General features: G+C 62.0%; 28 protein-coding genes and 2 pseudogenes. 19 read left to right on the top strand and 11 right to left on the bottom strand.

Annotation, left to right across the window (positions count from 1 at the left end; genetic code table 11):
* Positions 1-782, top strand: a pseudogene (locus ACX3P1_RS07965) (IS701 family transposase); the annotation flags it as partial.
* Positions 783-1,246: 464 nt separating this feature from the next.
* Here the strand turns inward: ACX3P1_RS07965 and ACX3P1_RS07960 are convergent.
* Positions 1,247-1,549: a hypothetical protein gene (locus ACX3P1_RS07960; RefSeq protein ID WP_459079019.1), complete on the bottom strand. Its 303-nt coding sequence runs from the start codon at positions 1,547-1,549 to the stop codon at positions 1,247-1,249.
* 446 nt (positions 1,550-1,995) lie between these two features.
* Here ACX3P1_RS07960 and ACX3P1_RS07955 point away from each other — a divergent pair, with 446 nt between their 5' ends.
* From ACX3P1_RS07955 to ACX3P1_RS07935, 5 genes are all read left to right on the top strand, one after another.
* The gene (locus tag ACX3P1_RS07955; protein WP_459079018.1) at positions 1,996-2,331 is read left to right on the top strand and encodes an AAA family ATPase; all 336 of its coding nucleotides are present in this window, start codon (positions 1,996-1,998) and stop codon (positions 2,329-2,331) included.
* A 1-nt stretch (position 2,332) separates the two neighbouring features.
* Positions 2,333-2,707 carry a hypothetical protein gene (locus tag ACX3P1_RS07950; protein ID WP_459079017.1) on the top strand — a complete coding sequence of 125 codons (375 nt, stop codon included), beginning with the start codon at positions 2,333-2,335 and terminating at the stop codon, positions 2,705-2,707.
* A 26-nt stretch (positions 2,708-2,733) separates the two neighbouring features.
* Positions 2,734-3,324, top strand: a complete 591-nt coding sequence (locus tag ACX3P1_RS07945; RefSeq protein WP_459079016.1) for a hypothetical protein — start codon at positions 2,734-2,736, stop codon at positions 3,322-3,324.
* A gap of 271 nt (positions 3,325-3,595) precedes the next feature.
* Positions 3,596-3,808, top strand: coding sequence for a DUF4287 domain-containing protein (locus ACX3P1_RS07940; protein ID WP_459079015.1), 213 nt, complete (start codon positions 3,596-3,598; stop codon positions 3,806-3,808).
* A gap of 441 nt (positions 3,809-4,249) precedes the next feature.
* On the top strand, positions 4,250-5,089 hold the full coding sequence (locus tag ACX3P1_RS07935; RefSeq protein WP_459079014.1) for a hypothetical protein: 840 nt from the start codon (positions 4,250-4,252) through the stop codon (positions 5,087-5,089).
* A 230-nt stretch (positions 5,090-5,319) separates the two neighbouring features.
* On the opposite strand, the pseudogene ACX3P1_RS07930 reads toward ACX3P1_RS07935, so the two are convergent.
* A pseudogene (locus tag ACX3P1_RS07930) lies at positions 5,320-5,971 on the bottom strand (IS3 family transposase); the annotation flags it as partial.
* Positions 5,972-6,769: 798 nt separating this feature from the next.
* A complete protein-coding gene (locus ACX3P1_RS07925; RefSeq protein ID WP_459079013.1) occupies positions 6,770-7,933 on the bottom strand; it encodes a M20 aminoacylase family protein in 1,164 nt (387 codons plus the stop codon).
* Between the two features lie 189 nt (positions 7,934-8,122).
* On the opposite strand from ACX3P1_RS07925, the gene ACX3P1_RS07920 reads away from it, so the two are divergent.
* Positions 8,123-9,259, top strand: coding sequence for a D-alanyl-D-alanine carboxypeptidase family protein (locus tag ACX3P1_RS07920; RefSeq protein ID WP_459079012.1), 1,137 nt, complete (start codon positions 8,123-8,125; stop codon positions 9,257-9,259).
* 14 nt (positions 9,260-9,273) lie between these two features.
* The gene (locus tag ACX3P1_RS07915) at positions 9,274-10,371 is read left to right on the top strand and encodes a CobW family GTP-binding protein (RefSeq protein ID WP_459079011.1); all 1,098 of its coding nucleotides are present in this window, start codon (positions 9,274-9,276) and stop codon (positions 10,369-10,371) included.
* Positions 10,372-10,460: 89 nt separating this feature from the next.
* On the opposite strand, the gene ACX3P1_RS07910 is transcribed toward ACX3P1_RS07915, so the two are convergent.
* From ACX3P1_RS07910 to ACX3P1_RS07880, 7 genes are all read right to left on the bottom strand, one after another.
* On the bottom strand, positions 10,461-10,724 hold the full coding sequence (locus tag ACX3P1_RS07910; RefSeq protein WP_459079010.1) for a RodZ family helix-turn-helix domain-containing protein: 264 nt from the start codon (positions 10,722-10,724) through the stop codon (positions 10,461-10,463).
* Between the two features lie 417 nt (positions 10,725-11,141).
* The gene (locus tag ACX3P1_RS07905) at positions 11,142-11,612 is read right to left on the bottom strand and encodes an EF-hand domain-containing protein (RefSeq protein WP_459079009.1); all 471 of its coding nucleotides are present in this window, start codon (positions 11,610-11,612) and stop codon (positions 11,142-11,144) included.
* Positions 11,613-11,792: 180 nt separating this feature from the next.
* Positions 11,793-12,038 carry a sulfurtransferase TusA family protein gene (locus tag ACX3P1_RS07900; protein WP_459079008.1) on the bottom strand — a complete coding sequence of 82 codons (246 nt, stop codon included), beginning with the start codon at positions 12,036-12,038 and terminating at the stop codon, positions 11,793-11,795.
* Positions 12,031-13,314 (bottom strand): L,D-transpeptidase family protein, encoded by a 1,284-nt coding sequence (locus ACX3P1_RS07895; protein ID WP_459079035.1) that lies wholly within the window; start codon positions 13,312-13,314, stop codon positions 12,031-12,033. The genes ACX3P1_RS07900 and ACX3P1_RS07895 overlap by 8 nt, the downstream gene beginning before the upstream one ends.
* Before the next feature lie 236 nt (positions 13,315-13,550).
* On the bottom strand, positions 13,551-14,501 hold the full coding sequence (locus tag ACX3P1_RS07890; protein WP_459079007.1) for an acetyl-CoA carboxylase carboxyltransferase subunit alpha: 951 nt from the start codon (positions 14,499-14,501) through the stop codon (positions 13,551-13,553).
* Between the two features lie 97 nt (positions 14,502-14,598).
* Positions 14,599-15,516 (bottom strand): site-specific tyrosine recombinase XerD, encoded by a 918-nt coding sequence (locus ACX3P1_RS07885; RefSeq protein ID WP_459079006.1) that lies wholly within the window; start codon positions 15,514-15,516, stop codon positions 14,599-14,601.
* Entirely contained in the window at positions 15,513-15,698 is a 186-nt protein-coding gene (locus ACX3P1_RS07880; protein WP_459079005.1) for a histidine kinase, read from the bottom strand. The genes ACX3P1_RS07885 and ACX3P1_RS07880 overlap by 4 nt, the downstream gene beginning before the upstream one ends.
* A 166-nt stretch (positions 15,699-15,864) precedes the next feature.
* On the opposite strand from ACX3P1_RS07880, the gene ACX3P1_RS07875 reads away from it, so the two are divergent.
* The 5 genes from ACX3P1_RS07875 (at position 15,865) to ACX3P1_RS07855 (ending at position 19,174) form a co-directional block, all read left to right on the top strand.
* On the top strand, positions 15,865-16,473 hold the full coding sequence (locus ACX3P1_RS07875) for a shikimate kinase (protein WP_459079004.1): 609 nt from the start codon (positions 15,865-15,867) through the stop codon (positions 16,471-16,473).
* Positions 16,470-17,582, top strand: a complete 1,113-nt coding sequence (aroB, locus tag ACX3P1_RS07870; protein ID WP_459079003.1) for a 3-dehydroquinate synthase — start codon at positions 16,470-16,472, stop codon at positions 17,580-17,582. Before ACX3P1_RS07875 ends, aroB begins: the two co-directional genes overlap by 4 nt.
* Entirely contained in the window at positions 17,579-18,463 is an 885-nt protein-coding gene (locus ACX3P1_RS07865; RefSeq protein WP_459079034.1) for a transporter associated domain-containing protein, read from the top strand. Before aroB ends, ACX3P1_RS07865 begins: the two co-directional genes overlap by 4 nt.
* An 82-nt stretch (positions 18,464-18,545) precedes the next feature.
* Positions 18,546-18,779 carry a type II toxin-antitoxin system Phd/YefM family antitoxin gene (locus ACX3P1_RS07860; RefSeq protein ID WP_459079002.1) on the top strand — a complete coding sequence of 78 codons (234 nt, stop codon included), beginning with the start codon at positions 18,546-18,548 and terminating at the stop codon, positions 18,777-18,779.
* Complete coding sequence (locus tag ACX3P1_RS07855; RefSeq protein ID WP_459079001.1) at positions 18,776-19,174, top strand: type II toxin-antitoxin system VapC family toxin; 399 nt, start codon at positions 18,776-18,778, stop codon at positions 19,172-19,174. The genes ACX3P1_RS07860 and ACX3P1_RS07855 overlap by 4 nt, the downstream gene beginning before the upstream one ends.
* 6 nt (positions 19,175-19,180) lie before the next feature.
* Here ACX3P1_RS07855 and ACX3P1_RS07850 read toward each other — a convergent pair whose 3' ends face one another.
* Entirely contained in the window at positions 19,181-19,483 is a 303-nt protein-coding gene (locus tag ACX3P1_RS07850) for a BolA family protein (RefSeq protein WP_459079000.1), read from the bottom strand.
* Positions 19,484-19,616: 133 nt separating this feature from the next.
* Between ACX3P1_RS07850 and ACX3P1_RS07845 the strand changes: the two genes are divergently transcribed.
* From ACX3P1_RS07845 to ACX3P1_RS07820, 6 genes are all read left to right on the top strand, one after another.
* A complete protein-coding gene (locus tag ACX3P1_RS07845) occupies positions 19,617-20,246 on the top strand; it encodes a J domain-containing protein (RefSeq protein ID WP_459078999.1) in 630 nt (209 codons plus the stop codon).
* Positions 20,247-20,371: 125 nt separating this feature from the next.
* Positions 20,372-21,358, top strand: a complete 987-nt coding sequence (gene cobS / locus ACX3P1_RS07840) for a cobaltochelatase subunit CobS (RefSeq protein WP_459078998.1) — start codon at positions 20,372-20,374, stop codon at positions 21,356-21,358.
* Between the two features lie 12 nt (positions 21,359-21,370).
* Positions 21,371-21,718: a GFA family protein gene (locus tag ACX3P1_RS07835; protein WP_459078997.1), complete on the top strand. Its 348-nt coding sequence runs from the start codon at positions 21,371-21,373 to the stop codon at positions 21,716-21,718.
* A gap of 11 nt (positions 21,719-21,729) precedes the next feature.
* Positions 21,730-23,634, top strand: coding sequence for a cobaltochelatase subunit CobT (gene cobT, locus ACX3P1_RS07830; protein ID WP_459078996.1), 1,905 nt, complete (start codon positions 21,730-21,732; stop codon positions 23,632-23,634).
* Between the two features lie 116 nt (positions 23,635-23,750).
* On the top strand, positions 23,751-24,683 hold the full coding sequence (locus ACX3P1_RS07825) for an esterase-like activity of phytase family protein (protein ID WP_459079033.1): 933 nt from the start codon (positions 23,751-23,753) through the stop codon (positions 24,681-24,683).
* A 690-nt stretch (positions 24,684-25,373) separates the two neighbouring features.
* Entirely contained in the window at positions 25,374-25,745 is a 372-nt protein-coding gene (locus ACX3P1_RS07820) for a VOC family protein (protein WP_459078995.1), read from the top strand.
* The last annotated feature ends 7 nt before the right edge of the window (positions 25,746-25,752 follow it).

The following is a 25,752-nucleotide window of genomic DNA, read 5'->3' as shown; positions in this document are numbered from 1 at the left end:
AGTGATACAGCCCGATTGGGCAGGGCCGGTGTTCCAGAGCCCTTCCAAGGCTATCGTACGAAGCCTCAGATCGCCATCGAAGAGATTGATCGCACCATCGCTGCCGGAGTGCGCTTCGGCTGCGTGCTGGCCGATGCCGGTTATGGGTTGTCCGCCCCGTTCCGGCAGGCCTTGAGCGAGCGGGGGTTGTGCTGGGCTGTCGGTATTCCCCGGCACCAGAAGGTCTATCCGGCCAATGTGCAACTCATCTTCCCGGTAGCGGGCCGTGGGCGGCCGCGCGTGCGGCACGTGCCCGACGTCAAATCGTGCGCGGCCCATGCCATGCTCGAGGATGCAAAGTGGCGGCAGGTCAGCTGGAGGCGCGGCACCAAGGGGCGCCTCAGTGCCCGCTTTGCGCCGTGCGTGCGCGCATCGCCGATGGCGCCCCGCAACGGATCGGTTCGGCCGGAGCCCAGCACATGCCGGGCGAGGAAGCCTGGTTGGTCGGCGAGCGAAAGTACTACCTCTCGAACCTGCCAGCAGACACCTCGATCCGGGACCTGGCCGGCGCGATCAAGGCACGCTGGATTTGCGAGCAGGCCCACCAGCAACTCAAGGAAGAGCTCGGCCTCGACCACTTCGAGGGGCGGTCATGGACGGGGCTGCACCGCCATGCACTCATGACGATGATGGCCTACGCCTTCCTCCAGTCCCAAAGGCTCGCCCAGGCGGGGCGGAAAAAAAAGAGTCCTCGGACCACCGCCCAAACCCAGTCTCCCGGCGGTCCGCCAAGCCATCCTTGATCGCTTGGCGCGCTCACCCCCAAGCCATTGCCCTCACTGCCGCTACCTCCTCCTCAAACCGCCTCGTTCACTTCTACCAAAGTAGTGCTAATTTGCCCCTCTCTGCCCTGCCGGCCATCTCCCCAGCAAGGGGGAGATCATGCCTACCGCGACTTCGCCGCTTCTCCTGCAACGTTGGAAGGTAGACGAAACCAGTAATGACAGCTGATCTCCCCCCTTGCGGGGAGATGCCCGGCGGGCAGAGGGGGGCGCGACGGAGCGCGAGTTCGACGTGACCGATGCAGGCGCCTTCCTTGTTCGCCTAGCCTCATATTGGTGGTTCGGCGTGAACCTGCGTCGGGCGATTGTCAGGAAGTTGCCGGGATGTGTAGCCGCGACTGGGTGAAAAATTTGTTCTTTTGTTTCGCTGTGGGATCTTCGGGGATATGAGCAGACTAGTTGATCTCGGCGCAAACGAAACGAGGTTACCAACGCATGGGATCGTTCACGGCGACCGAGGCGACAGGCCCAGTCGAGCCAGCAATAGTTCTACCCTGTTTGATACGAGAGTTGTGCCACTGCCGCAGACACCTACTCTGGATACCATGCTGACAATTCGATACGGCCAGCCAGATGTTTGTCGCCGTCTCCGTGTCGTGGTCAACCGTCAAGCGGTCGATGAGAGCGGCCTGGAGAATATCCACAAGCTCGATCACCATTTCATTAGCCTTATCGCGCTCGTTAGTAAGCGCCTCGATGCTTGCCACCACCGATCCGACTATACCCATTGCTGTTTCCCCAAACTCGATTTCGCGGATGGCATGCGGTGTTCGCTTTGAATTCCAAGAGCATCGTTCGGCCTGAACGTTTGGCCGAAAATACTTGATATCGGCGGGCGTGGTCCGATGCCATTCCCTGTGCGCTACAGCGAGAATCCTAACTGGGTATTTGAATGGATTGGAGTCTGTCGAGACGTCGGTGCGTGCCGCTAAATTCTCGAAGTGCCTTGTTTGAGTAAGCGATTGCTTACCTTCAGACCTAGCCCGGACGCGCTATCTTCTGAAACGAAGATGATCCCGGCTTCCTCGAACACTGCCTGAACGCGTTTCCGCATTTCGGGTCGCATGCCTACGACCACATTGTTGTCATCCCGTCCATCGGCAACGAAACGACGGCGGAAGGATAACGCGTCAGCGTCGAATATCACAAATACGTGCAACGGCGATTGCCGCGGGTGCCGGACCTCTCCCTGGCGCGCACGACGTTGCTGGCGGAGTTTCCCTATGCCGCGTCGATCGTTGGCACCGCCTTGTGGGGCCTGGTCGGCCCACCAGGATGCGGCAAGACCCGCCTTGCCAGGCGGCTGTTCGAGGAACTCAAGGTTCCCTTCGAACTGATCTCATGCGGCGGCTTGAGTGAAGTGCGATTGGCGGCACGCCTCGGCGATGGTCGTCGGGAGAACCCAGCCTTCCGATCATGGCGGTGCGTCAGCATGAGTGTGCTGGCCCTGCCATCATTCTCGACGAGATCGAGAAAATCGGCACCAGCCGCCTCAACGGCAAGTGCATGACGTGCTCGTCGGACTGCTTGAGCCGCAGACATCGTCGCGTTGGTCCGATCCATACATCGAAGCCAGCTGTGATCTCTCCAATGTCGTCTGGTTGATGACCGCCAATGCAACGCCGGGCATTCCAGGCGTCCTCAGGGACAGATGCCGAATCCTGTCGTTTCCGGTTCCGGGAGCCGACCAGCTTCAATTCCTTGCTCCGGGTATTCTCGAGCGGCTCTACACCGAGACGGGACACGACCGGCGGTGGGCGCCGCCGCTGCAGGATTTTGAAATCGAGGCATTGAAAAAGAGCTGGCCTGGCGGATCGATCCGAAAACTGGAGCGGTTCATCGAAGCACTGGTTGAAGCCCGCGAGCGCAATCGCCCGCGACAGTGATCGATAAGGAAAGGATTGGAAACAAAATGTCCAAGAACGATTCAGCAGCAACCGGTAAGCGCGGACGCCGCATGTCGCGGCTGCCGAAGCGCAAAAAGAAGGGATCGGTGCCAATCACGCCTGAGGCCGAACAGGCCGTTCCGGTCATCGGATCTGCAGAACCGCTTGCTGTTGACCGCCTTTCCGACGATCTCCTGATCGTACGGTCGCAAGAACTCGAATTCCGTATGGCGGTTCACGAAGCCGGTCATGCGGTGGCGCGTCTTCGTCTGGATATCGGGACGATCGTGAAAATCACCATCGAAGCGCCGGAGGGCGGATATGTCGCCGGCACCATGCCAGGACCCGGTGAACAGACCGAGGAGATGCTGACCGGAGTTCTGATCGCGGCACTTGCCGGCCGTGCGGCGGAAGAGGTCATTATAGAGTCGGTGGTTGCCGGGTCAGGATCCGAAAGGAGCGATCTGGCGTGCGCCACAGCGCTTGCTCTCGATATGGAAACTACCATGGGTTTTTCCAAACGATGGCCGCTGCTTCATCGAAAGGTCGAGGATCGCGGGGCAATGCTTGGAGAGTCGGCTACACGGATCCCATCGCCTTCCGAAAAATGTTCCTGAAAATCGTAGGCCTTTCGCCGTCTGAGTACCGGCGACGTTTCCATGCTTAAATGTTCGCATCCTGTTTGGGTGACGCCTAAAGCCACCAGTCCGCTAACCACCAGGTTGAGGCATTCTAGAGCCGCTAACGGCGAGCCGCCAGCAATCGACCGCATCTCAGCCGTCAAGTTCATTCTGAGACTCCACTGAAAGCTGCCCTTCGCAGCATGTTGCGCTCATTCCCGGTTCGGGCGATATTCTGTGCTACCGACAACATGAGGCAGATTCACCGATGACCGACGAACCGACCAAGGGCCCAGCCTCCTACTTCCCTTCAATTGAAAAGAAGTACGGCCGTCCCATCATCGACTGGCAGGAGTTGGTACGTAAGGGCCTCCCGGCGAAGCACATGGATCTCGTCGCGATGCTGAAGAACGAGCATGGAATGGGTCACGGGCACGCCAACGCGGTTGTCGCGCACACATTGGCGCAGGACAAAAAATAACCTGATGACGGCGGTCAAATGGCGCGCCGCCGCCCGGCACTAAAACGTCCGCTACGTAGATTATGGACCCGATATTGGACTGTCCGCTAACCGCCCAGGCGGTGCCGTAGACTTCAAATTCGTCGACCTCGAAAGCAGAAAATGATCATCCACCTATTCGGGGGCCAAGAGGGGACGGGTGCTTTTTGCGTCCTTAGGCCATCAATGCGGCCGCTTCCAGGTCTGCCGAGGTTGCTTTCGACGAGTCATGTGACCACTGCGGCCTCTGTCGAATCGCCAAGAGAGAACGAACACCCTCGCACGTATCGGCGCCTGCTCCCGTGGGGGTGGACGCATTCACTTCGGCGCAATATGGATAGGGATGTAGCCCGCTGTAGCGCTCACATTTCACCGCGTCCCTAAGTCAGGTGACGAAGACGTTCGATATCAGGGGAACTGGTCATGACCGACAACAAGCCAGACGTTACCAAGGATTGGCAAGCGACGCAGGGTCAGAAGTCTTCCGCCACGCGCCTTCGCCTTTTCGCCGCGCTCGCGTGGCTTATCGCCATAGGCGGCGAGATCTACGGGATTATTCTGCTTCGCCAGCACAAATTCGACCAGGGAAACATGCCCCTGCTGATCGGCATTCTGGTCGGGATCGCGGTTTTCGCAATCGCCGGCAACTTGCTGTGGAAGGCTGCCAATCGGCACGATCCGGCCCGCGCATCCGAAACGGGAAGGTTCTTCTTCCAAAACCAGCTCGGTGCGATCATCACGCTGGTCGCCTTCCTGCCGCTGATCTTCCTGATTCTCACCGACAAGAACATGGACCCGAAGACCAAGAAAGTGGCCGGCGGCATCGGCGCGGCGCTGGCCGTGCTTGCCACGGTAATTGGGGTAAGCTTCGAACCCCCATCGGTCGAGCAGTACACCCAGGACATGAACGCGTGCGCGACGCAGATCAAGTCGGGGCAGCCCACCACCGCCTGTTCGCCCGACGTTGCCGCCCAGGCGCAGGAGATCGCCACGGACACCGCAGCGGTGACGGCGGCGACGAAGGACGCCGCTCACCCCGACGGTCTGGATGTCGTCTACTGGATCGCGCCGGAAGACGGCGCCGCGAAGTCCGCGGACCCGCATGTTTTCCATCTCTGCGCAGCCGTCAGTCCGCTGAAGGGCAAGACCGTGAATAGCGGCTCTGTGACGGAGGCGTACGCGCAGAACGCCATCCGCATCACGAAGCAGATCGATATGGAACAGAAGCAATGCGGGATCACCGGCGCAACCAGCGCCAATTGAACCCGCCCGCACTCCTCTATCGCACCCGCACTGCAGTTGCGGCCCCGCCTGGTGGAGCGAGGCCGCCTGTCTCATATCTCCGTTGCCCCGGCCAATGTCAGTGCATCGTCCACGTCCACGCCGAGATACCGGACGGTGTTTTCAATCTTTGTGTGCCCGAGCAGGATTTGGATCGCGCGAAAGTTGCCGGTTGCCTTGTAAATTATCGACGCCTTGGTGCGGCGTAGAGAGACCTGGTTAGGCCGAGTGATCGGCAGCTTGCGTAGCAGATACGGGTAGATCTTGTGGCCCGGAGCCGGCTTCGATGTATTCGGTCGCCTATAGATCGCTGCGATTCTCATCCGCTTCATCAGCGTCGCCACATGTAGCCGGCCGACATCGAAGCCCTCGCGAACCAGAAAGTCGCGCATCATCCGACTGCCCGCGAACGGGTAATCCTGATGCAACTTGTCGATCCGAAGCATCAACGCCAGATCGGCAGGGGGAACCGGTCGCGGCAGATAATAGACGCTCCCCCGACTGATGCCGAGCGCCGCCGCCTGTTTCCTGACGGGCAAAAGGTGCTGACGGTCGATCATCGTTTTGCGCTCAGCAATCCCGCCTTGGTGAGCGCGCCGGCTAAAAAATCGTTCGTGAGCGTCAACTCTCCGATCTTCGCGTGGAATTCCTTCACACGATCGGTGCCGGCGCTTCGGCTTTGGTGTCGCCGCCGAAGACCTCGGCAGCCCCTTCCAGAAGCTGCATACGCCAGGACGTGATCTGATTGGCGTGGATGTCATACTGCTCGGCCAATTCGGCCAGCGTCTTCTCGCCCTTGATCGCGGCAAGCGCAACTTTCGCCTTAACGGCCGGGCTGTGGTTCCGGCGCGGTCGTCTGGTCATGGTCTCTCCTGTTCACGGCATCATGCCGATCTCAGGCAGAATTTCCCCTTATCACCGATGTCCAGATTTCCCGAACCAGCTCTGTACTGACCGGCGCCATTAACAAATGCTCGTTGGTTATCAGCTTCGCAACGCGAGCGGTCATTGCCGGCCGACCATCTGACGTCGCGTTTGGGGTCATGTCGGTCAAACCCCATGACTCTTGGTATTACCCATGTCTCCGGTCTAAACTGTGACCTACGTGTGCGGAGCGGACCGAAAGTATTTGGTGTCCACGAGAGGATTCGAACCTCCGACCCCAGGATTCATACCACTTCGGCTTTAGCCGCCGCACGAGGCGTTCGTGGTCTGGACTGTCCCTTCACCATAGACCGAAGTCCTTAGGTGCCGCCCGTCCAGTCTCTACACCTTCCCGAGATTTCTCCCGGACTTGGCTCGGGATTGGCATGCTGAGAGATCAGCGAAGCGTTCCCCGACTTTGAGCGGATCAGTTGTACCGTTTCCGAATTACAACTCCCAATTACAGGAATCCTGTGCTCTATCCAACTGAGCTACGTGGACATTTTTACGTCTGACCCCAATAACGTAGCATCGCTTTCGGAGCAACCACCCCTCCTGTGAGGGTGGTAAATTTACCGCTTCACGAACCGCCTATTTCACGTATCGTTCCACGTAAACGGTAAGTTCCCTACCCTAAAACCTTCTCTATCCAACTGAGCTACGTGGACTTGGCCGACCTGTAACAACCTTCACGGCAAAAATCACCCGAAAAATGTCGGTCTCCGCAGGGCTTCGCCCTCACGCCGCCAGCGCCGTCTCGGCGATCTTCACCCAGTAGCTGACGCCGTGCGGGATCGCCTCGTCGTTGAAGTCGTAGGCGGGGTGGTGGAGGCCGGCGGTATCGCCATTGCCGATGAAGATGAACGCGCCCGGCCGCGCTTCCAGCATGTAGGAAAAATCCTCGCCGCCCATCACCGGCGGCATGGCGCGGATCACCTGCGCGTCGCCGGCGATGGAAGCCGCCATGTCGCCTGCAAACACGGTCTCCTCGGCGTGGTTGAAGGTGACTGGATAATTGGCGTTGTAGTCGACCGTGATCTCGGCGCCGAAGGTGGCGGCGATGCCGGCGCAGATGGCGCGTATGCGCTGCTCGGCCATTTTCGCCATTTCCTTCTTCAGCGTGCGCACCGTGCCGGCGATCTCGGCCTGCTCGGGGATGACGTTATAGGCGTCGCCGGCGTGGAATTTCGTCACCGAAACCACCAGCGCCTCGACCGGGTCGGCATTGCGCGAGGTGACCGTCTGCAGCGCCGTCACCAGATGGCTGGTGACGACGATCGGGTCGATGGTGCTGTTTGGCATCGCCGCATGGCCGCCACGGCCTTTCACCGTAATGGTCAACTCGGCGGTCGCCGCCATGATCGGGCCTGGCCGGATGGCGAAATAACCGACCGGCAGGGTCGGCATGTTGTGCATGCCAAACACCTTGGAGATGCCGAAGCGGTCCATCATGCCGTCCTTGACCATCTCGTTGCCGCCACCGCCGCCCTCTTCGGCCGGCTGGAATATGACCGCGACGGAGCCGGCAAAATTGCGGGTCTCGGCCAGGTATTTGGCGGCGCCCAGCAGCATGGCCGTATGCCCGTCATGGCCGCAGGCGTGCATCTTGTTGGGGATCGTCGAGGCGTAGGGCTTGCCGGTGATCTCGTTGATCGGCAGCGCGTCCATGTCGGCGCGCAGGCCGACCGTCGTGCCTTCGCCCTGGCGGCCGCGAATGATGCCGACCACGCCGGTCTTGCCAAGGCCGGTCACCACTTCGTCGCAGCCGAACGCCTCCAGCTTCTCGGTAACGAAGGCAGCCGTCTTGAAAACGTCGAAGCCGAGTTCGGGCGTCTCGTGCAGATGGCGGCGCCAGCCGGTGACTTCTTCCTGCATTTCGGCGGCACGGTTCAAGATCGGCATGTTCTATTCTCGCTGTTGGCTTGCGCTTTAGGGGTGTGGACCTGGCGCTTTGCCATGTTAGCGTCACATAGGCTAAATAGCACCGGAGAAAATGACGGTCCGCAATATGGCGGCACGACGCTGCCGTGGACCCTTTGTACCTTACGGAGCGTTCAACGATGACGGCAAGAGGCGATTTCGGATATCATCATGCGAACTGAACGTTTCCTGAAATTGCTGCTGGCGGCTTCCGCCGCGCTGCCCATGCTGTTCGCGCCGGCGCTCGCCAACCCCTCGATGCTGTTCGATCTCCAGACCGGCAAGGTGCTCGAGCATCAGGACGCGTTCAAGCGCTGGTATCCGGCATCGCTGTCCAAGCTGATGACCGCCTATGTTACCTTTCGCGCCATTGCCGCCGGCGAGGTCCAGCTCGATTCGCCGATCAAGGTGACGAAGCATTCCGCCGCCGAGCCGCCGTCGAAGATGGGTTTCAAGCCCGGCCAGATCATGCGGCTGGACAATGCGATGGAGATGATGCTGGTCAAGTCGGCCAACGACATCGCCATGGCCATCGGCGAGAATATCGGCGGCTCGCAGGCCGAATTTGCCGCGCGCATGAACGCCGAGGCGCAAAGGCTCGGCATGGCCGGCTCGCATTTCGTCAACCCGAACGGGCTGTTTTCGCCGGAGCAATATACGACGGCGCGCGATCTCGCTTTGCTGGTGACGGCGATCCGCACCGAGTTTCCGCAGTATGATCCATGGTTCTCCATCGAAGGCCTTGCCGTCGGCAAGCGGACGATCCCGAACTACAATCTTCTGGTCGGCCGTTATCCCGGCGCCGATGGCATGAAAACCGGTTTCGTCTGCGAATCCGGCTTCAACCAGATCGGCTCGGCGACCCGCAACGGGCGCACGCTGGTCGCCGTGGTGCTTGGCGAGGAAAACGCGATCAGCCGCGCCGAGGCGGCGGCGAAACTGCTCGACATGGGGTTCGCCATGCCCGGTTCCGGCTCGCAGGCCGGCGCGGCCACGGTACGGACGCTGCCGAGCTATGGCGACAGTATCTCGGAAAATAATATGCGCGCCGAAATCTGCGCCAAGAAGCCGGCCGCCGCCCAGTCCGAAGCACCGGCGGCTGCCGAAAAGGACAAGCCGAAATCGCCCTATCAGATCAAGCTGACAGCGCCCACGCTGGTCGCGGTCGGTCTTGGCGGCGCGACCGGCCCGCTGCCCAAGGCGATGATCGGCAAGGTGGAATATGCCGATGTGCCCGTTCCCGGCTGGCGGCCGGACAAGCCTTCCCCCTTTGCCGGCGCCACCGCGGCCGCCGAAGGCGACCAGTAGAACAGGTTTTGGCGATGACAGGCTTTCCCATTCCCGTATCGGTGCTGACCGGCTTCCTCGGCGCGGGCAAGACGACGCTGCTGAACCGCCTGCTGAAAGACCCGGCGCTGACCGACACCGCCGTCATCATCAACGAATTCGGCGACGTGGCCATCGACCATCTGCTGGTCGAGCAGGCATCGGACGGCGTCATCCAGCTTTCCGACGGCTGCCTGTGCTGCACCGTGCGCGGCGAACTGGTCGACACGCTGGCCGATCTCGTCGACCGCCTTCAGACAGGAAAGCTGAAGCACCTGGCCCGCGTCGTCATCGAAACAACCGGCCTTGCCGACCCGGCCCCCGTGCTTCAATCGATCATGGCGCATCCGGTGCTGGTGCAGGCTTTTCGGCTCGACGGTGTCATCACCCTGGTCGATGCCGTCAACGGCAGTGCCACGCTCGATGCGCATGTCGAGGCGGTCAAGCAGGCGGCGGTCGCCGACCGCATTGTCTTCACCAAGACCGATCTGGCGGAAGATTTGCGTAGCGTCGATGCGCTGCGCTTACGTTTGCGCGGCCTCAATCCGGGCGCGAAACTGCTCGACATCGGCGAAGCTGGCGTCGCCACGCTGTTCGATTGCGGCCTTTACAACCCGGCCACCAAGACCGCCGACGTACGCCGCTGGCTGGGCGAGGAAGCCGAACACGATCACAATGGGCACGATCATGACGGGCACTACCACCACGACCATGCCCACCGGCATGATTCGCGCGTGCGCTCCTATTCCCTCCTGCATGACGGGCCGGTGCCGCTTTCGGCCATCGAGATGTTTCTGGACCTGCTGCGCTCGACGCAGGGCGACCATCTTTTACGCATGAAGGGCATCATCGAACTGAGCGACGACCGTTCACGGCCGCTGGTCATTCACGGCGTGCAAAAGACGCTGCATCCGCCGATCCGCCTGGCCGCGTGGCCGGACGAGCAGCGTGGCACGCGGCTGGTCCTGATCACGCTCGACATGCCGCAAGACTATGTCCAGCGGCTGTTTTCGGCCTTCACCAACAAGCCTTCCATCGACACGCCCGACCGTGCCGCGCTGGAGGCCAACCCGCTGGCCATCGCCGGCGGCTAGAGCATCGGACCGAAAAAAGGAAACCGGTTTTCGGACAATCCGATGCTCCAACGCTTCGATTGTTCATCGGGCCGAAAACGGGAAACCGGTCAGGCGGCGTTTGCAATGTCCGCTTCGGCATCGAACACGCCTTCCGGCAGGGAAAGCGCCCGGGCGATCCTATCGCGATAGCCTTTCTCGAAACGGTGGCCCGCCTCGATCTGTTCGACTTCCTGGACGGTCAAGCCGCTTGTGATGGCGACGTCGCCAATGGTGTAGCCAAGATGTTCCCGATAGGCGCGGGCAACGTGAACGCCGGCCGTGATCGCGTTCAAGACGGCTTCGGGTAGTGTGAAGGGCTTTAATGTAGCCATTTTGTCTCCAAATATGAGAGCGGCCGAGCGAGAACTCGAAACAACTGCCGGCCGGTATGATGGTGGATGCCGAAAAAGCCCCAGGGGGCGGCATCCAAAAATGCGCGAGACTCTCTCAAATCAGGAGAGGCGCTGTCGCAATATGGAGGCTGCCGGGCCGCCGATCAAGAGGTGTTCTGTAACCAGCGGCCCCAGCCTTCGCATCGCACCATCGTTCCGGCGAGTTCCGGGCCAGCCGGCTCGCCGTTTGACCGAACTTCACCCCGTGCTAGCTTTTTGTCGGCGGGCGGCATTTCGTGCCTACGCGCCGTCGTCGATACCCATCGGTTGGCGAGGAAAAAAAGAGGCAGCCATACTGCCCCGGACGGGCGGAGCGGATATTCTGGATTTCCGTCCATCCGTCCGGGAAAGAAATGGCTACTTCTTCTGGTGGTGCATCTTGTGATGACCGGCACGCTCGCCGTGCTTTGCGCCCTTATGGGCGGCGCGCAGTTCCTTGCGGTCGAGCTTGCCGTCGTTATTGCGATCCAGCGCGGCGAATTCCTTCTGCCTCTGCTGTTCGACCTCGGCAACCGTCACCTTGCCGTCGCCGTCGACGTCGAGACGCCGTTCCATGCGGTCGGCGGCTCGCTTGACCAACTGCTTGAGCGCATGGTCCTCGATCTCCTCGCGTGAAAGCACACCGTCGCCGTTGCTATCGATGGCTTTCAGTTCGTCGGCTTTCGAGAACTTGGCCAGGTCGATCGGCCCGCGCTTGAAATGCTCGCCCTTCCTGGGGGCGTCAGCCGATGTTTCCGTGGCATCCGGCTGCTTTGTTTCCTGCGCGAAGGCGTATCCAGCCGAGGCAAGAGTCGCCAGGACGATGATGGATGCAGCTACTCGTTTCATGACTTCCAACTCCATTGGTTTCAATGCAAACGTCTTGGGAGGACGCGAGCCAATGATCGGGGCTCGCGCATGAACCACGGATGAATGGCGGCATTAAACCTTTGTAATGTTAGCGGTATCCGGGAAAGACCGTCACACCGGACAGCCTGCCGGCGCGCAGAACGGCAAGTCCGCTCCAGATCAGCCGCGTTCCACCAGGAAGCGGTGAAAACCGTCAAGCGCCGCCGTCTCGATCAGGCGATGGCCGTCCTCGGTGCAGAATGCGGGAATGTCGATGACCGCGAGCGGATCGGTGGTTTCCAGCCACAGCCGTCCGCCGGCCGGCATTCCGGCCAGCCGCTTTTTCGCCTTCAGCACAGGCAAGGGGCAGTTCAGCCCCTTGAGGTCGTAGACATCGACCCGCGCGTTCGCGGCCTGGTCAGTCACCGAACATGCCGAGCAGTTTCTTCTTCAGCTTCGACGCGGTGCTTTCGGATTGCGCGGTCTGCGTCTCGAAGGCGGCGGACGCCGTTTCAGGCAGGGGCACCGTGACGGGCGCGGGGTTCTTGGCGGCTTCCTTGGCCGCGATGGCCTGCGCCTTGGCCGCATCCTTCTGCGCCTTGGCGGCGGCAAGCATTTCCGCCTTCTGCTCCGCTGCCCGTTGCTTGGCGGCCTTTTCGGCGTCGATCGCAGCCATCTTGCGGCCCTCGGCCGAATCGATGCGGCCCATGCGCCCCGTTTCGGTGATGGAGCCGTCCGTGTTCAGCGACGGCGGCTCGATCGGCACGCGTTCACCGCGCGCGCGCTTGTGCGACCATTCGGAGACGACCTTGGCCTCCTTGATGCCGGCAATGGTCGGCCTGGGCGCGGGGGTGCTCGCCTTGACGGCGCTGTTGAACGCCGCATCATAGGTGCTCTGGTAGCTGCTATACGCGGTCCTGAGCGAGTCAGGCTGCGTCGTCGCCGGGCAGGCGGCGGTCGGGTTGAAGCTCTGGCCGTCGGCCGCGATCTGGTTGAACACATAGCGCTTTTCGCAGACATCGACCTTCGGCGGCACTTTGGTGACCTCGAAATTGTCGTAGCCGACCTTCAGCATCTTCCAGAAATCGTAATTGGGGTCGTTGCGGTAGCGCGCCATGTTGGCGGCGGTCATGCGGAACGGAAACGCCTGGATCTGGAATTCGCTCTGGCCGCCCTGGAAGGCGTCGCGGCCGAAGGCGTAGATTTCCTCGATCTGCGGATCGGTCATCGAATAGCAGCCGGAAGACGAACACGCGCCATGCACCATCAAATTTGCGCCGGTGCGGCCGTTGGCCCGGTCATAGGCATTGGGGAAGCCGATGTTGAACGCAAGGTGGTAGCTCGACCTCGGGTTCATCTGCGAGGGGCGAACGGTGTAGAAACCTTCCGGCGCCTGCCGGTCGCCTTCCGTATATTTCGGGCCGAGCTTGCCGGACCATTTGCAGATGTCGTAGCTGGCGATCATGTCGTAGCGGCCATTGGTCTTGGCCTTCCAGATTTCCAGCTTGCCTTCTTCCTTGAAGATACGGGCCATGACCGGCGAATTGCGCGACATGCCCTTGGCCGACATCGCGGCAAGGATTTTTGGCGGCAATTGCTTGTTAGCTTGCTGGGGAACGAAATCCCCGACGGAAGAGTCGGTGCAGCCGGCGATGCCGAGGGCAGCGATGAGTAGTCCGGTACGGGCAAGCTTTGCAAACATGGGATCGGTTATCGTCTTCATTCCTGCGCCGCAGCACGTCACGCCGCGTCGCTCCTGACCATTTCAGCGGACAATACGCCCGTTAACCTTGAAAATTCCTTACCGCAAGCGCCACGCCTGCCCCTTACGACCCTGTCATTGACCCGATCGGCGCGGCATTTTTGTGGCAAAGATGCGGCACCTGCCGCAATTGATGGTCAGGGTACGCCCGGCACCCCATGCGGTGCGTCACGTATCTAAAGGGTGCGGCCCATCGCCAGGTATTTTTCGCGGCGCTGTTCGCGGAAATCCGTGTTGGAACCGGCAAATTCCGTCATCGTCCTGGCGATGAGGTCGCCGGTGGCAGCAATCACGGCCTGCGGCGCGCGATGCGCCCCGCCCAGCGGCTCGGGAATGATGGCGTCAATGATCTTCATCCCCAGAAGATCCTGCGCCGTGATCTTCATGTTGGTCGCCGCATCCTTGGAACGCGTCGTGTCGCGCCACAGGATCGACGCCGCGCCCTCCGGCGAGATCACCGAATAGATCGAATGTTCAAGCATATAGACGCGGTTGGCGGTGGCGATGGCAATGGCCCCGCCCGAGCCGCCCTCGCCGATCACCACCGAGATGGACGGCACTTTCAGGCCAAGGCTGGCCGAGGTCGAGCGCGCGATGGCTTCCGCCTGGCCGCGTTCTTCGGCGGTGACGCCGGGAAACGCGCCGGCCGTGTCCACCAGCGTCAAAAGCGGGATGTCGAAGCGGTCGGCCATTTCCATCACCCGCACCGCCTTGCGGTAGCCTTCCGGGCGCACCGAGCCGAAATTGTGCTTGAGGCGGCTCGCCGTATCCGAGCCCTTTTCTTGGCCGATCACCGCTATCGGCTCGCCACGGAAACGGGCGAAGCCGCAGATGATCGCCTGGTCTTCGCCGAAATTTCGGTCGCCGGCCAGCGGCGTGAAATCGGTCAGCAGGGCGTCGACATAATCGACGCAATGCGGCCGGTCGGGATGGCGCGCCACCTGCACCTTTTGCCACGGCGTCAGCGCCTTGTAGGCGTCGCGCAGCGCGTCGCGGGAGCGCTTTTCCAGCCGCGAAATCTCGTCGGCGACATCGACCGCCTCGCCGCTTTCGGCAAGCTTCTTCAACTCGATGATCTTGCCTTCGAGATCGGCGACCGGTTTTTCGAAATCGAGGTAATTATACATGCGTGAGCAGACCGATACGCCAGGATTGAGAGCACACAAAGCCGCAGAACCACGGCTGCGCGCTGCAGATTGTCGCTTTCACATAGCGGCAGAGAGCCTAGTCGGCAAGCGGGTGATGCTCGTTGACCAGGCGCACCAGCCGCTCCTCCAACACATGGGTATAGATCTGCGTGGTGGAAATATCGGCGTGGCCAAGCAGTTGCTGCACCGCGCGCAGGTCGGCGCCGTTCTGCAGCAGATGGCTGGCGAAGGCATGGCGCAGCACATGCGGCGATATTTTTGCCGAAGCGATGCCAGCGCGCGCGGCCAGTCCCTTCAGGTCGCGGGCAAACACCTGCCGCGAAAGCGCCCCGCTTGTCGAGGCCGCCGGGAACAGGAACGGGCTTTGCGCCAGCGCCGGCACCTTTTTTCGCGCGGCGAGCCAGGCCCGCATCGCCGTTTTCGCCTTGGCCGACAGCGGCACCATGCGCTCCTTGTCGCCCTTGCCGCGCACCATGAAGAAGCGGTCGTCGCGCAGCGCTACAGTCACCGGCAGGCCGACCAGTTCGGAGACGCGCAGGCCGGTGGCGTAGAGCACCTCGACCAGCGCATGCAGGCGCAGCGCCTCCAGCGGATCGCCCTCACCCTGTGACGGATCGGCGGCTTCCAGTGCCGCCCGGTCGAGCAGGCGACCGGTGTCGGCCTCGCTCATCGTCTTGGGCAGCGGGCGGTCCTTGCGCGGGCTATCCAGCGTGCCGGTCGGGTCGTCACCGCGCAGCCCTTCCGAATAGAGAAACTTGAAGAACTGCCGGATCGCCGACAGTTTTCGCGCCTGCGAGGTCGCGGCAAAGCCGCGTTCGGCGATGGCGTTCAGATAGGACCGCAGGTCCGTCGTATTTGCGCCCGCCAGCCCACCCTTGATTGATTCCGAGGCGTCTTCTAGGTCGCGGCGATAGCTGGACAGCGTGTTTTCGGCAGCCCCCCGCTCGGCGCTCATCATTTCGAGAAAGGCCTCGATGCGGGCGGCGCTGTTCATTCGCCCGGCTCAGGCATTGTGGAAGGATCGGGCTTTGTAGAAGGATCGAGCACGGCCGCCGGGATGCGCACGCTGATTTCGGCCGTGTTTGGCTCCACGAACAGCACCAGCGCGAACATCGCCCCATAGGCGATGCCGGCCAGCACAAGCAGCGTCACGACAAAGCGAAACAGTGTCGGCATCGATCTCTTTTCTGTACGCCGGGCACGGTCCGAACCCAATCCCGTGCCGTTATGAGACGCCCTTGGCGCTATTTCAAGCGCCAAGCGTCCGCCGCGCCATCCCACACGCCATGCTTGACGCAAACGGCCTTTTCATGTCGATACGGCTCGGAGGGCATAGTGTCAGATGAACGCACAACCGAAAAATCCACAACCGGGAAGCCACGCCGGCCTGCTTGAGGCGTTGGGCGACCGCTCCATCGTCTTTGTCGGCCTGATGGGCGCGGGCAAGACGGCCATTGGCCGCAAGGTAGCTTCCGCCCTGTCGCTGCCCTTCATCGACAGCGACCACGAGATCGAAACCGTTTCGCGCATGACCGTCCCGGAACTGTTCGAGCAGTACGGCGAGCCTGAGTTCCGCACGCTGGAGCAGCGCGTCATCCTGCGCCTTCTGGAAAGCGGGCCGCAAATATTGTCGACCGGCGGCGGCGCCTTCATGAACGAACATACCCGTGAAGCGATCGCCGGCCACGGCGTTTCCGTCTGGCTCAAGGCCGACCTCGACCTGCTCATGGAGCGCGTCGCCAAGAAGCAGAACCGGCCGCTGCTAAAAGATCCCGATCCGCGCGGCGTGCTGGAGCGGCTGATGGGCGAGCGCCATCCCGTCTATGCCATGGCCAGCGTGACCGTGGAGACGCGCGACGACCGCAAGGAAACCATCGCGGCGGAAGTCATCGAGGCGCTGGAGCAGCATTTTTTTATCGCAAACGCCGTTGCGCAGGACACAGGCTCATGAACGAACCCGTCACCGTTACCGTCGGGCTCGGCGAGCGCGCCTACGACATCCTGATCGGGCCGGGCCTGTTGGCGCGCGCCGGCGAGGAAATAGCACCGCGGCTTTGCGGCACGCGCGCGGCCGTCGTCACCGATGAAAACGTCGCCGCCGCCCATCTCGACACGCTGAAGGCCGGCCTTGCAACCGGTGGTGTCGAAGCGGCCGTCATCACGCTGCCGCCCGGCGAAAAGACCAAGAGCTTTTCGCACCTTCAGGACGTGGTGGACGGTATTCTCGCCGCGAAACTCGAGCGCCGCGACACTGTCATCGCCTTCGGCGGCGGCGTCGTCGGCGACCTATCGGGCTTTGCCGCCGGCATCACGCGGCGCGGCATGAATTTCGTGCAGATACCGACCTCGCTTTTGGCGCAGGTGGATTCCTCCGTCGGCGGCAAGACCGGCATCAACTCGCTACGCGGCAAGAACCTGGTCGGCGTCTTCCACCAGCCGAAGCTGGTTCTGGCCGACACCGAAGTGCTCGACACGCTGCCGATCCGGGAATTTCGCGCCGGCTACGCCGAACTTGCCAAATACGGCCTGATCGACCGGCCGGACTTGTTCGACTGGCTGGAAAAGAACTGGCAGGCGGTGTTTTCAGGTGGTCCGGCGCGGATCGTGGCGATTGCCGAGGCCTGCCGCGCCAAGGCCGATGTCGTCGCCCGCGACGAGTTCGAGACGGGCGACCGCGCGCTGCTCAATCTCGGCCACACCTTCGGCCACGCGCTGGAGGCGGCCACCCAGTATGACGGCGCGCGGCTCGTGCATGGCGAGGGCGTGGCCATCGGCATGGCGCTGGCGCACCGCTTTTCGGCCCGCATGAACCTCGCCAGCCCCGACGACGCGGCGCGAGTCGAGGCGCATCTCCAGGCTGTCGGCCTGCCGTGGCGGATGAGCGACATTCCAGGCGAACTGCCCGGCGCCGACACGCTGCTGGGCTTCATCACCCAGGACAAGAAGGTGTCGCGCGGCGCACTTACCTTCATCCTCACGCACGGCGTCGGCCAGTCCTTCATCGCCAGGGACGTGCCGGCATCCGAAGTTCTTTCCTTCCTCAAGGAAAGCCACTCCTGATGGACGAAGCGGGCTGGATCGTCGCCGGTATCCTCGCCGCATCTGGCATTGCGGCTTTCGTGGTGCGGATACGCCTGCTTGCCGCGCTCGGCCTCGAATTGAAGCCGGTCGCCCGCACCGACGAACCGCGCAACGGCTCGGTCGCCGAGCGCGGCGGCGACCCGACCCGGCCCGCGCGCAGCCGGCTGGAAGGCCTGTTCGACCTCGACGAACTCGAAGTCTCCGACATTATGGTCCACCGCACCAATATGCGCTCGGTCAATGCCGACAATCCGCCGGAAGCGGTGGTGCGCGAAATCCTGCAAAGCCCGCACACGCGCATGCCGCTGTGGAAAGGCTCGCTCGACAACATCGTCGGCGTGCTGCACGCCAAGGATCTTTTACGCGCGCTCAACGAGGTGGAGAACGACTTTTCGCGCATCGAGGTGATGAAGGTGGCGTCGAAACCGTGGTTCGTGCCCGACACCACGACGCTTCAGGAACAGCTCAACGAATTCCTGCGCCGCAAGGCGCATTTCGCGGTCGTCGTCGACGAATATGGCGAGGTCGAAGGGCTGGTGACGCTGGAAGACATCATCGAGGAGATCGTCGGCGAGATCGCCGACGAGCACGACATCGACATGCAGGGCGTCAAGCGCGAGGCCGACGGCTCGGTCGTGGTCGACGGCACCGTGCCGATCCGCGACCTCAACCGGGCGCTCGACTGGAACCTGCCCGACGACGAAGCGACGACGATCGCCGGCCTCGTCATCCACGAAGCGCAGTCGATCCCCGAAGAGAAGCAGGCGTTCACCTTCCACGACAAACGCTTCATCGTCATGAAGCGCGACAAGAACCGCATCGCCCGCATCCGGATCAAGCCGGTGGAAACACGCGCCTGATCGTCGGGGTATGAGCGCAAGTGACCATGGTCATTGCCTATGGTCACTTTAAGCCTTATCTTGTCTTGACAGGAGCAAGGCGATGACCGCGCACATATCGAAATCGAAGTTCAAGGCAAAGGCGCTCGAATATTTTCGACAGGTGGAGACGACCGGCGAGCCCCTGATCATCACCGATCACGGCACGCCTGCGCTTGAGATCCGCAAGATCGCCAAAGACGCGCGTGATCCGTTGGAGATATTGCGAGGTTCCGTCCTGCGCTACGACGATCCGTTCGAACCGGTAGGCGTCGAGGATTGGGAAGCGCTTAAGTGATCGTGCTGGACACGCACATCCTTGTCTGGTGGCTCGGGGCGGAACGAACGAGGCTGTCTTCCGCCGCAGCGCGTGCGATCGAGCATGAACTGGCGGGTGGCCGGATCGCGGTCTCCTCCATATCGGCATGGGAGATCGCAATGCTGGTGCAGGCAAACAGGCTCGACCTATCGTTGGATATCTTTACCTGGCTTGAAACGGCGAGCCGGATCGAGAGGCTGGAATTCGTTCCGGTCGACAATTTGATCGGTGTGGGAAGCCGGTTTCTTCCCGGCGAATTCCACGCCGACCCTGCCGATCGCATCATCATGGCCTTGGCACGCGGACTGGAGGCGCCCTTGGTGACGGCCGACACCAAAATCCGCGATTACCCGCACGTCGTCACGATCTGGTAGGCACGCCTACCACCGCACGCTTTCGCCGGGCGCGGCCGGTTCAATGGCGAGCGCGTGCAGGCCGGCTTCGATTTCGCCGGCCAGCACGGCATTGACGGCGCGGTGCCGCTCGATGCGGCTCATGCCGGAAAAAGTCGCCGCGACGATCCGCACCCGAAAATGCGTCTCGCCGGTGCCGTCGAACTCCGCTACCTCGCCGTGCTCGACATGATGGTGGCCGGCATGCAGGTGGCTTTCGTTCAGCACGACAAGCCGCTCCGGGGAAAACGCGTCGTTCAGTTTCTTTTCCATCGTCGCCTGTATGGACATCGCCGCTTCCCTTCGCCACATATGCCGTGCCGCGACAAATTCGGCCTCTTGCCCGCAATATGCCGCGATTCAGCGGTTAGGGCTATCGATCCTGAAAAGTCAATTCTTGTTTCGCATCGCGAACAGACCATAAATGCAGCCAATGAAGCCGTACCCAAAATATTTCGAGAAGATTCGCGTCCGCCCCGACAAGGACGCCGAAGTGAAGTCGCATGCGCCGATCTGCCAGTGGGACGGGTGCAAGGAAGCAGGCACCCACCGCGCGCCGGTGGGCCGCATGAAGGAAGGCGAGTATTTCCGCTTCTGCATCGACCATGTGCGCGAGTACAACAAGGGCTTCAATTATTTCTCCGGTGTGCCCGACAGCGAGGTCGCGCGCTTCCAGAAGGAAGCGATGACCGGCAACCGCCCGACCTGGAAGATGGGCGTCAACGGCGCCACCACGACTTCCTCGCCCGATTTTGCCAAGGCGCGTTCCGGGCGGGCTGGCTACTACAACCGCATGCGCGATCCGTTCGACCTGTTCAAGGGACCGAAAGATCCGCGCCAGCCCCGCGACCGCAAGGCCAAGCCGCTTGAGGCCAAGGCGCTGGAAACGCTTGGCCTTGATACAAAGGCGACTGGCAACGACATCAAGGCGCGCTATAAGGAACTGGTAAAGCGTCACCATCCGGATGCGAATGGCGGCGACAGAGGTTCGGAAGACCGGTTCCGGGATGTTCTCCAGGCCTATCGCGTGCTCAAGCAGGCGGGCCTGTGCTGAGCGGAGCGACAGTCCGTGCCTTTTTCCAACTTTCATCCGGTTGGAAAAGGTTCTAAGACGCCCCCCGAACAAATTCGATTGCCGGGCAAGCGCAACAGCTTGGCCCCTGGAGACGTTGAGGCGTTATGAACAAGGTCGATCGCGACATCGCTAACCTGCCGGACACCACGGTTTCGGTGAAGGAACAATTCGGTTTCGATTCCAACATGGTGGTGCCGGCCTATTCGGCGACCAGCGAGCATGTGCCGGATTTCGACCCCGACTATCTGTTCGATCCGCAGACGACCTCCGCCATCCTTGCCGGCTTTGCCTATAATCGCCGCGTCATGGTGTCGGGCTACCATGGCACCGGCAAGTCCACCCATATCGAGCAGGTTGCCGCCCGCCTCAACTGGCCCTGCGTGCGCGTCAATCTCGACAGCCATGTCAGCCGCATCGACCTCGTCGGCAAGGACGCCATCGTCGTCAAGGACGGCATGCAGATCACCGAATTCAAGGACGGCATCCTGCCCTGGGCCTACCAGCACAATGTCGCGCTGTGCTTCGACGAATACGATGCCGGCCGCCCCGACGTCATGTTCGTCATCCAGCGTGTGCTGGAAGCATCGGGCCGGCTGACGCTGCTCGACCAGAGCCGGGTCATCCGCCCGCATCCGGCTTTCCGGCTGTTCGCCACAGCCAACACGGTCGGCCTCGGCGACACCACCGGCCTCTATCACGGCACCCAGCAGATCAACCAGGCGCAGATGGACCGCTGGTCCATCGTCACCACGCTGAATTATCTGCCGCACGAAAACGAAGTGAACATCGTGCTGGCCAAGGCCAAGCACTACCGCAACGCCAAGGGCCGAGAGATCGTCAGCAAGATGGTCCGCGTCGCCGACATGACCCGCTCGGCTTTCGTCAATGGCGATCTGTCGACGGTGATGAGCCCGCGCACGGTCATCACCTGGGCGGAAAACGCGGAGATCTTCGGCGATTTGGGCATGGCGTTCCGCCTGACCTTCCTGAACAAATGCGACGAACTGGAGCGCTCGGTGGTGGCCGAATTCTACCAGCGCGCATTCGGCGAGGATCTGCCTGAATCAACCGCCAACGTGGTTCTTGGCTAACGGGAGTGTGACATGGCCTATCAGGGCGGATGCCATTGCGGAAAGGTGCATTTCAAAGTCGAGGTGGACCTGTCCAACCCGATCACCTGCAACTGTTCCTACTGCTCCCAGCGCGGCAGCATTCTGGCCTTCACGCCCGAATCCAGCTTCACGCTTGAAAAGGGCGCGGAGGCCTTGAGCGAATACCGCTTCAACTCGAAAGCGATCGCGCATCTGTTCTGTGCGGCCTGCGGCATGGAATCCTTCGCGCGCGCAACAGCGCCCGACGGCACGCCAACCGTGGCGGTCAACGTCCGTTGCCTCGAGGGCGTGGACCTCGATGCGCTCACGCCGCACCGTTATGACGGGCGCTCGCGCTGACAGGCAGGCATATGGCGGGTCCAGGCGACAACACACGCAACAAATCGAAAACGGGCTCCGAGGCGGACAGCTTCAAGCGCGCGATCACCGTCTGCATGCGCGCCATTTCCGGCGACAAGGAAATGGAGATCGCCTTCGCCAAGGACAAGCCGGCGCTGGCCGGCAACCGCGCGCGCCTGCCTGAATTGGCCAAGAAGCCCACCCGCACCGACATCGCCGTCACCCGCGGCCTTGGCGATTCCATGGCGCTGAAGCGCGCCTGCCACGATCAGCGCATCCACACCAAGCTGGCGCCCGAGGGCAAGCAGGCCCGCGCCGTCTTCGACGCCATCGAGCAGGCTCGCGTCGAGGCCATCGGCTCGCGCATGATGGCCGGCGTCGCCGACAATATCGGCACCATGCTGGAGGACAAATACGCCAAGGCCAATCTGGCCGACGTCTCCGACAGGGCCGAGGCGCCGATCGAGGAAGCGCTGGCGCTGATGGTGCGCGAGAAACTGACCGGCCGCGCAGCACCCAAGAGCGCCGAGAAACTGGTCGACCTGTGGCGTCCCTGGGTCGAGCAGAAGGCCGGCGCCGGGCTGGAGGGCCTGTCCGACAAGCTTGGCGACCAGCAGGCTTTCGCCCGCGTCGTGCGCGACATGCTCGCTTCCATGGAGATGGCCGAGGAACTGGGCGACGACGACGAGACGGAAGACAACGAGGACCAGGACGACGACAACCAGCCGCAGGGCGAGGAGCAGAGCGAGGACGGCGGCGAGGACGATTCCGGCTCCGACCAGTCCCAGCAGGACGATTCGGAAGCCTCCTCGGACGAGGAACAGTCGGCCGAAACCGAAGCCTCCGACGAGACCGCGGACGACGACAGCGATTCCGACGACGCCGATGCGGAGACGCCCGGCGAGGCCAAGCGCAACGACAATCCCTTCGCCAATCTGCCGAAGGAGATCGACTACAAAATCTTCACCACCGCCTTCGACGAGACGGTCGGAGCCGAGGAGCTTTGCGACGAGGAGGAACTCGACCGGCTGCGCGCCTTCCTCGACAAGCAGCTTTCCAACCTCTCCGGCGTGGTCGGGCGGCTCGCCAACCGCCTGCAACGCCGCTTGATGGCGCAGCAGAACCGCTCCTGGGACTTCGACCTAGAAGAAGGCTATCTCGATCCGGCCCGCCTCGTGCGCGTCGTCATCGACCCGATGCAGCCGCTGTCGTTCAAGCAGGAGCGCGACACCAAGTTCCGCGATACGGTGGTGACGCTGGTGCTCGACAATTCCGGCTCCATGCGCGGCCGTCCGATCACGGTTGCCGCTACCTGCGCCGACATATTGGCGCGCACGCTGGAACGCTGCGGCGTCTCGGTCGAGATTCTCGGCTTCACCACGCGCGCGTGGAAAGGCGGACAGGCGCGGGAAAAATGGCTGAAGGACGGCAAGCCGCCGGCGCCCGGCCGCCTCAACGATCTGCGCCACATCATCTATAAATCGGCCGACCATCCATGGCGGCGCGCGCGGCGCAATCTCGGCCTGATGATGCGCGAGGGCCTGCTCAAGGAAAATATCGACGGCGAAGCCTTGCTGTGGGCGCACCAGCGCCTCATGGCAAGGCCCGAGCAGCGCAAGATCCTGATGATGATCTCGGACGGCGCACCGGTCGACGATTCGACGCTGTCGGTCAATCCGGGCAATTATCTGGAGCGCCATCTGCGCGCCGTCATCGACCTGATCGAGACGCGCTCGCCGGTGGAACTTTTGGCCATCGGCATCGGCCACGACGTCACCCGCTACTACCGCCGCGCCGTCACAATCGTCGACGCCGAGGAACTGGCCGGCGCGATGACCGAGCAACTCGCCTCGCTGTTCGAGGAGGAAAACACCCGCGACCGCCACACCGGCGGCGGCCGGCGGCACGCCGGATGATAGGGCGGCCGTTCTCGCGATCGAGGCAGCTTATAAAATTCCTTAATGTCGCGCTCTGTCGCGCCGTACTTTTCCTAGCCCTCGCTCACCCGAATCTCACCCTCGCATCTGAACGCCTGCCAACCGAACCGATCGAAATTTCCGTCCGGCCGATCACGCAATTCCGGATCGGAAGCGCCGAGAAGAATTTCGGGCCGCTCGAATTCGTCGGCGGGCTGGAAATGACCTCTTACGACCGCGATTTCGGCGGCCTGTCGGCCTTCCGGTTCCTGAAAGCCGGCGGCGATTTCATCGGCGTGGCCGACACCGGCTTCTGGTTCTTCGGAACCATCGCCCGCGACGCCGACAGACGCCCGTCCGCTGTGCAAAACTTCCGCATGATGCAGATGGTCGACGAGGCCGGCCAGCCGATCGACAGGAAATGGGAAGTCGACGCCGAGGGCCTTGCCGTGCGGGGCGATGTCGCCACGGTCGGCTTCGAGCGCAACCACCGTATCGCCCAGTTCAGGATCGATCCCGAAGCGATGAAAGCGCCGTTCCGGCAAATGGACTTTCTGGTGCCGAAGAGAGAGCTGCGCCAGAATCGCGGTTTCGAAACCGTCACCAATTCCAATCCCGATGGGCCGCTTGAGGGCAGCCTGGTCATCGTCTCCGAAAAGAGCCTGGACGAAAACGGCAACGTCTTCGCCGCCATCCTGGAAGGGCCGCGCAAAGGCATCTTCACGGTCAGGCGCGACGGCGTGTTCGACATCACCGACGGCGCTTTCCTGCCGGACGGCGACCTGCTTTTGCTGGAGCGCAGCTTCTCCATGGCAACGGGCGTGCGGATGCGGCTGCGGCGCATCCATGGCGACAGCATTGGCAAGGGGGCCGTGGCCGACGGGCCGGTGCTGATGCAAGCCGACATGGGCTACCAGATCGACAACATGGAAGGGCTGGATGTGTGGAAGCGTGACGACGGCGCCCTGATGGTGTCGCTGATCTCCGACGACAACCACTCCATCCTTGAGCGCAATCTGTATCTGGAATTCATTTTGCACGAGGATTGAGACGGCAAGCCCGGCTTTTGTCGCGCTCCGTCCAGCACCCCTCATCCTTCTCCCACAAGGGGAGAAGGCAAGTGCAGCGCCGGCTTTCCCTTCTTCCCTTGTGGGAGAAGGTGGCCCGAAGGTCGGATGAGGGGTGCTGGACGAAGCGCGCCTTCGAAAATAAACTTGTCCACACCCTCTCCGCCCCTCTCATAATGCCCGGCAGTTTCTCCCATGGGAACACCGGTCGCGACGGTGAATGTGTGGGGAGAAACCGGCGCCTCCGGCGGCAGGAAACGTGCCTGTCGCCCGGGGAGGTTCCGTCCAGAGGGTCACCCGCGGGTACTATGGCCCGTGCGTGCTGGAGCGAGCACACAAGCTGGAAGGCGCAAATGCCGGACGGTGTAGCGGATCGGACGGAAACGGAAAACGCCGGCGTGACGCGAGGTTCGCGCCATGTATCAAATTATCGAAGGCACGGCCTCGCGTCGCGCTTCCCACCTGCCCAAAAGGCAGCGTTCTTTGAAATGGCCAGACTGCGAATGCAGGGCGTGGCAACGGGAAAACACGTTCAGCAGCGTATGAACCGAAAAAATGTCGGGACCGCCGCTACCCGCACGTCCTTGCAACGAAGCAGCCATCGGTACGTTGCCATCATCCATGGAAGAAATGCCGTTTCACCGGGCGGGGGTTTTCCGGAAAGGAAGCATCATGTTAAAGGACAAATCGTCATCCGCCATCGTTTCCGTCAGCGCCATCGACAGGGCGCGGGCCTTTTATCAGGACATACTCGGCCTCGAAATCGTCGACGACAGCATGGGCGAAGTGTTGGTGTTCCGCACCGGCGACACCTCGCTGATCGTCTATCGATCCGATTTTGCCGGCACCAACAAGGCCAATGCGGTGGTTTGGGACGTCGGCGACGAGATCGAGGCGATCACCGCCGGACTGAAGGCCAAGGGCGTCACCTTTGAGCATTATGAGGGGATGGAACTGAAGGGCGACATCCATGTCGATGGGGCGATGAAAATGGTGTGGTTCAAGGACCCGGATGGCAACATCCTGCACCTGAACAATATGTGAGGGTTTT

This window comes from Mesorhizobium sp. A623, assembly GCF_054489405.1.
The sequence above is the reverse complement of the archived record's forward strand: the minus strand, read 5'-3'. Positions and strand labels throughout refer to the sequence as shown.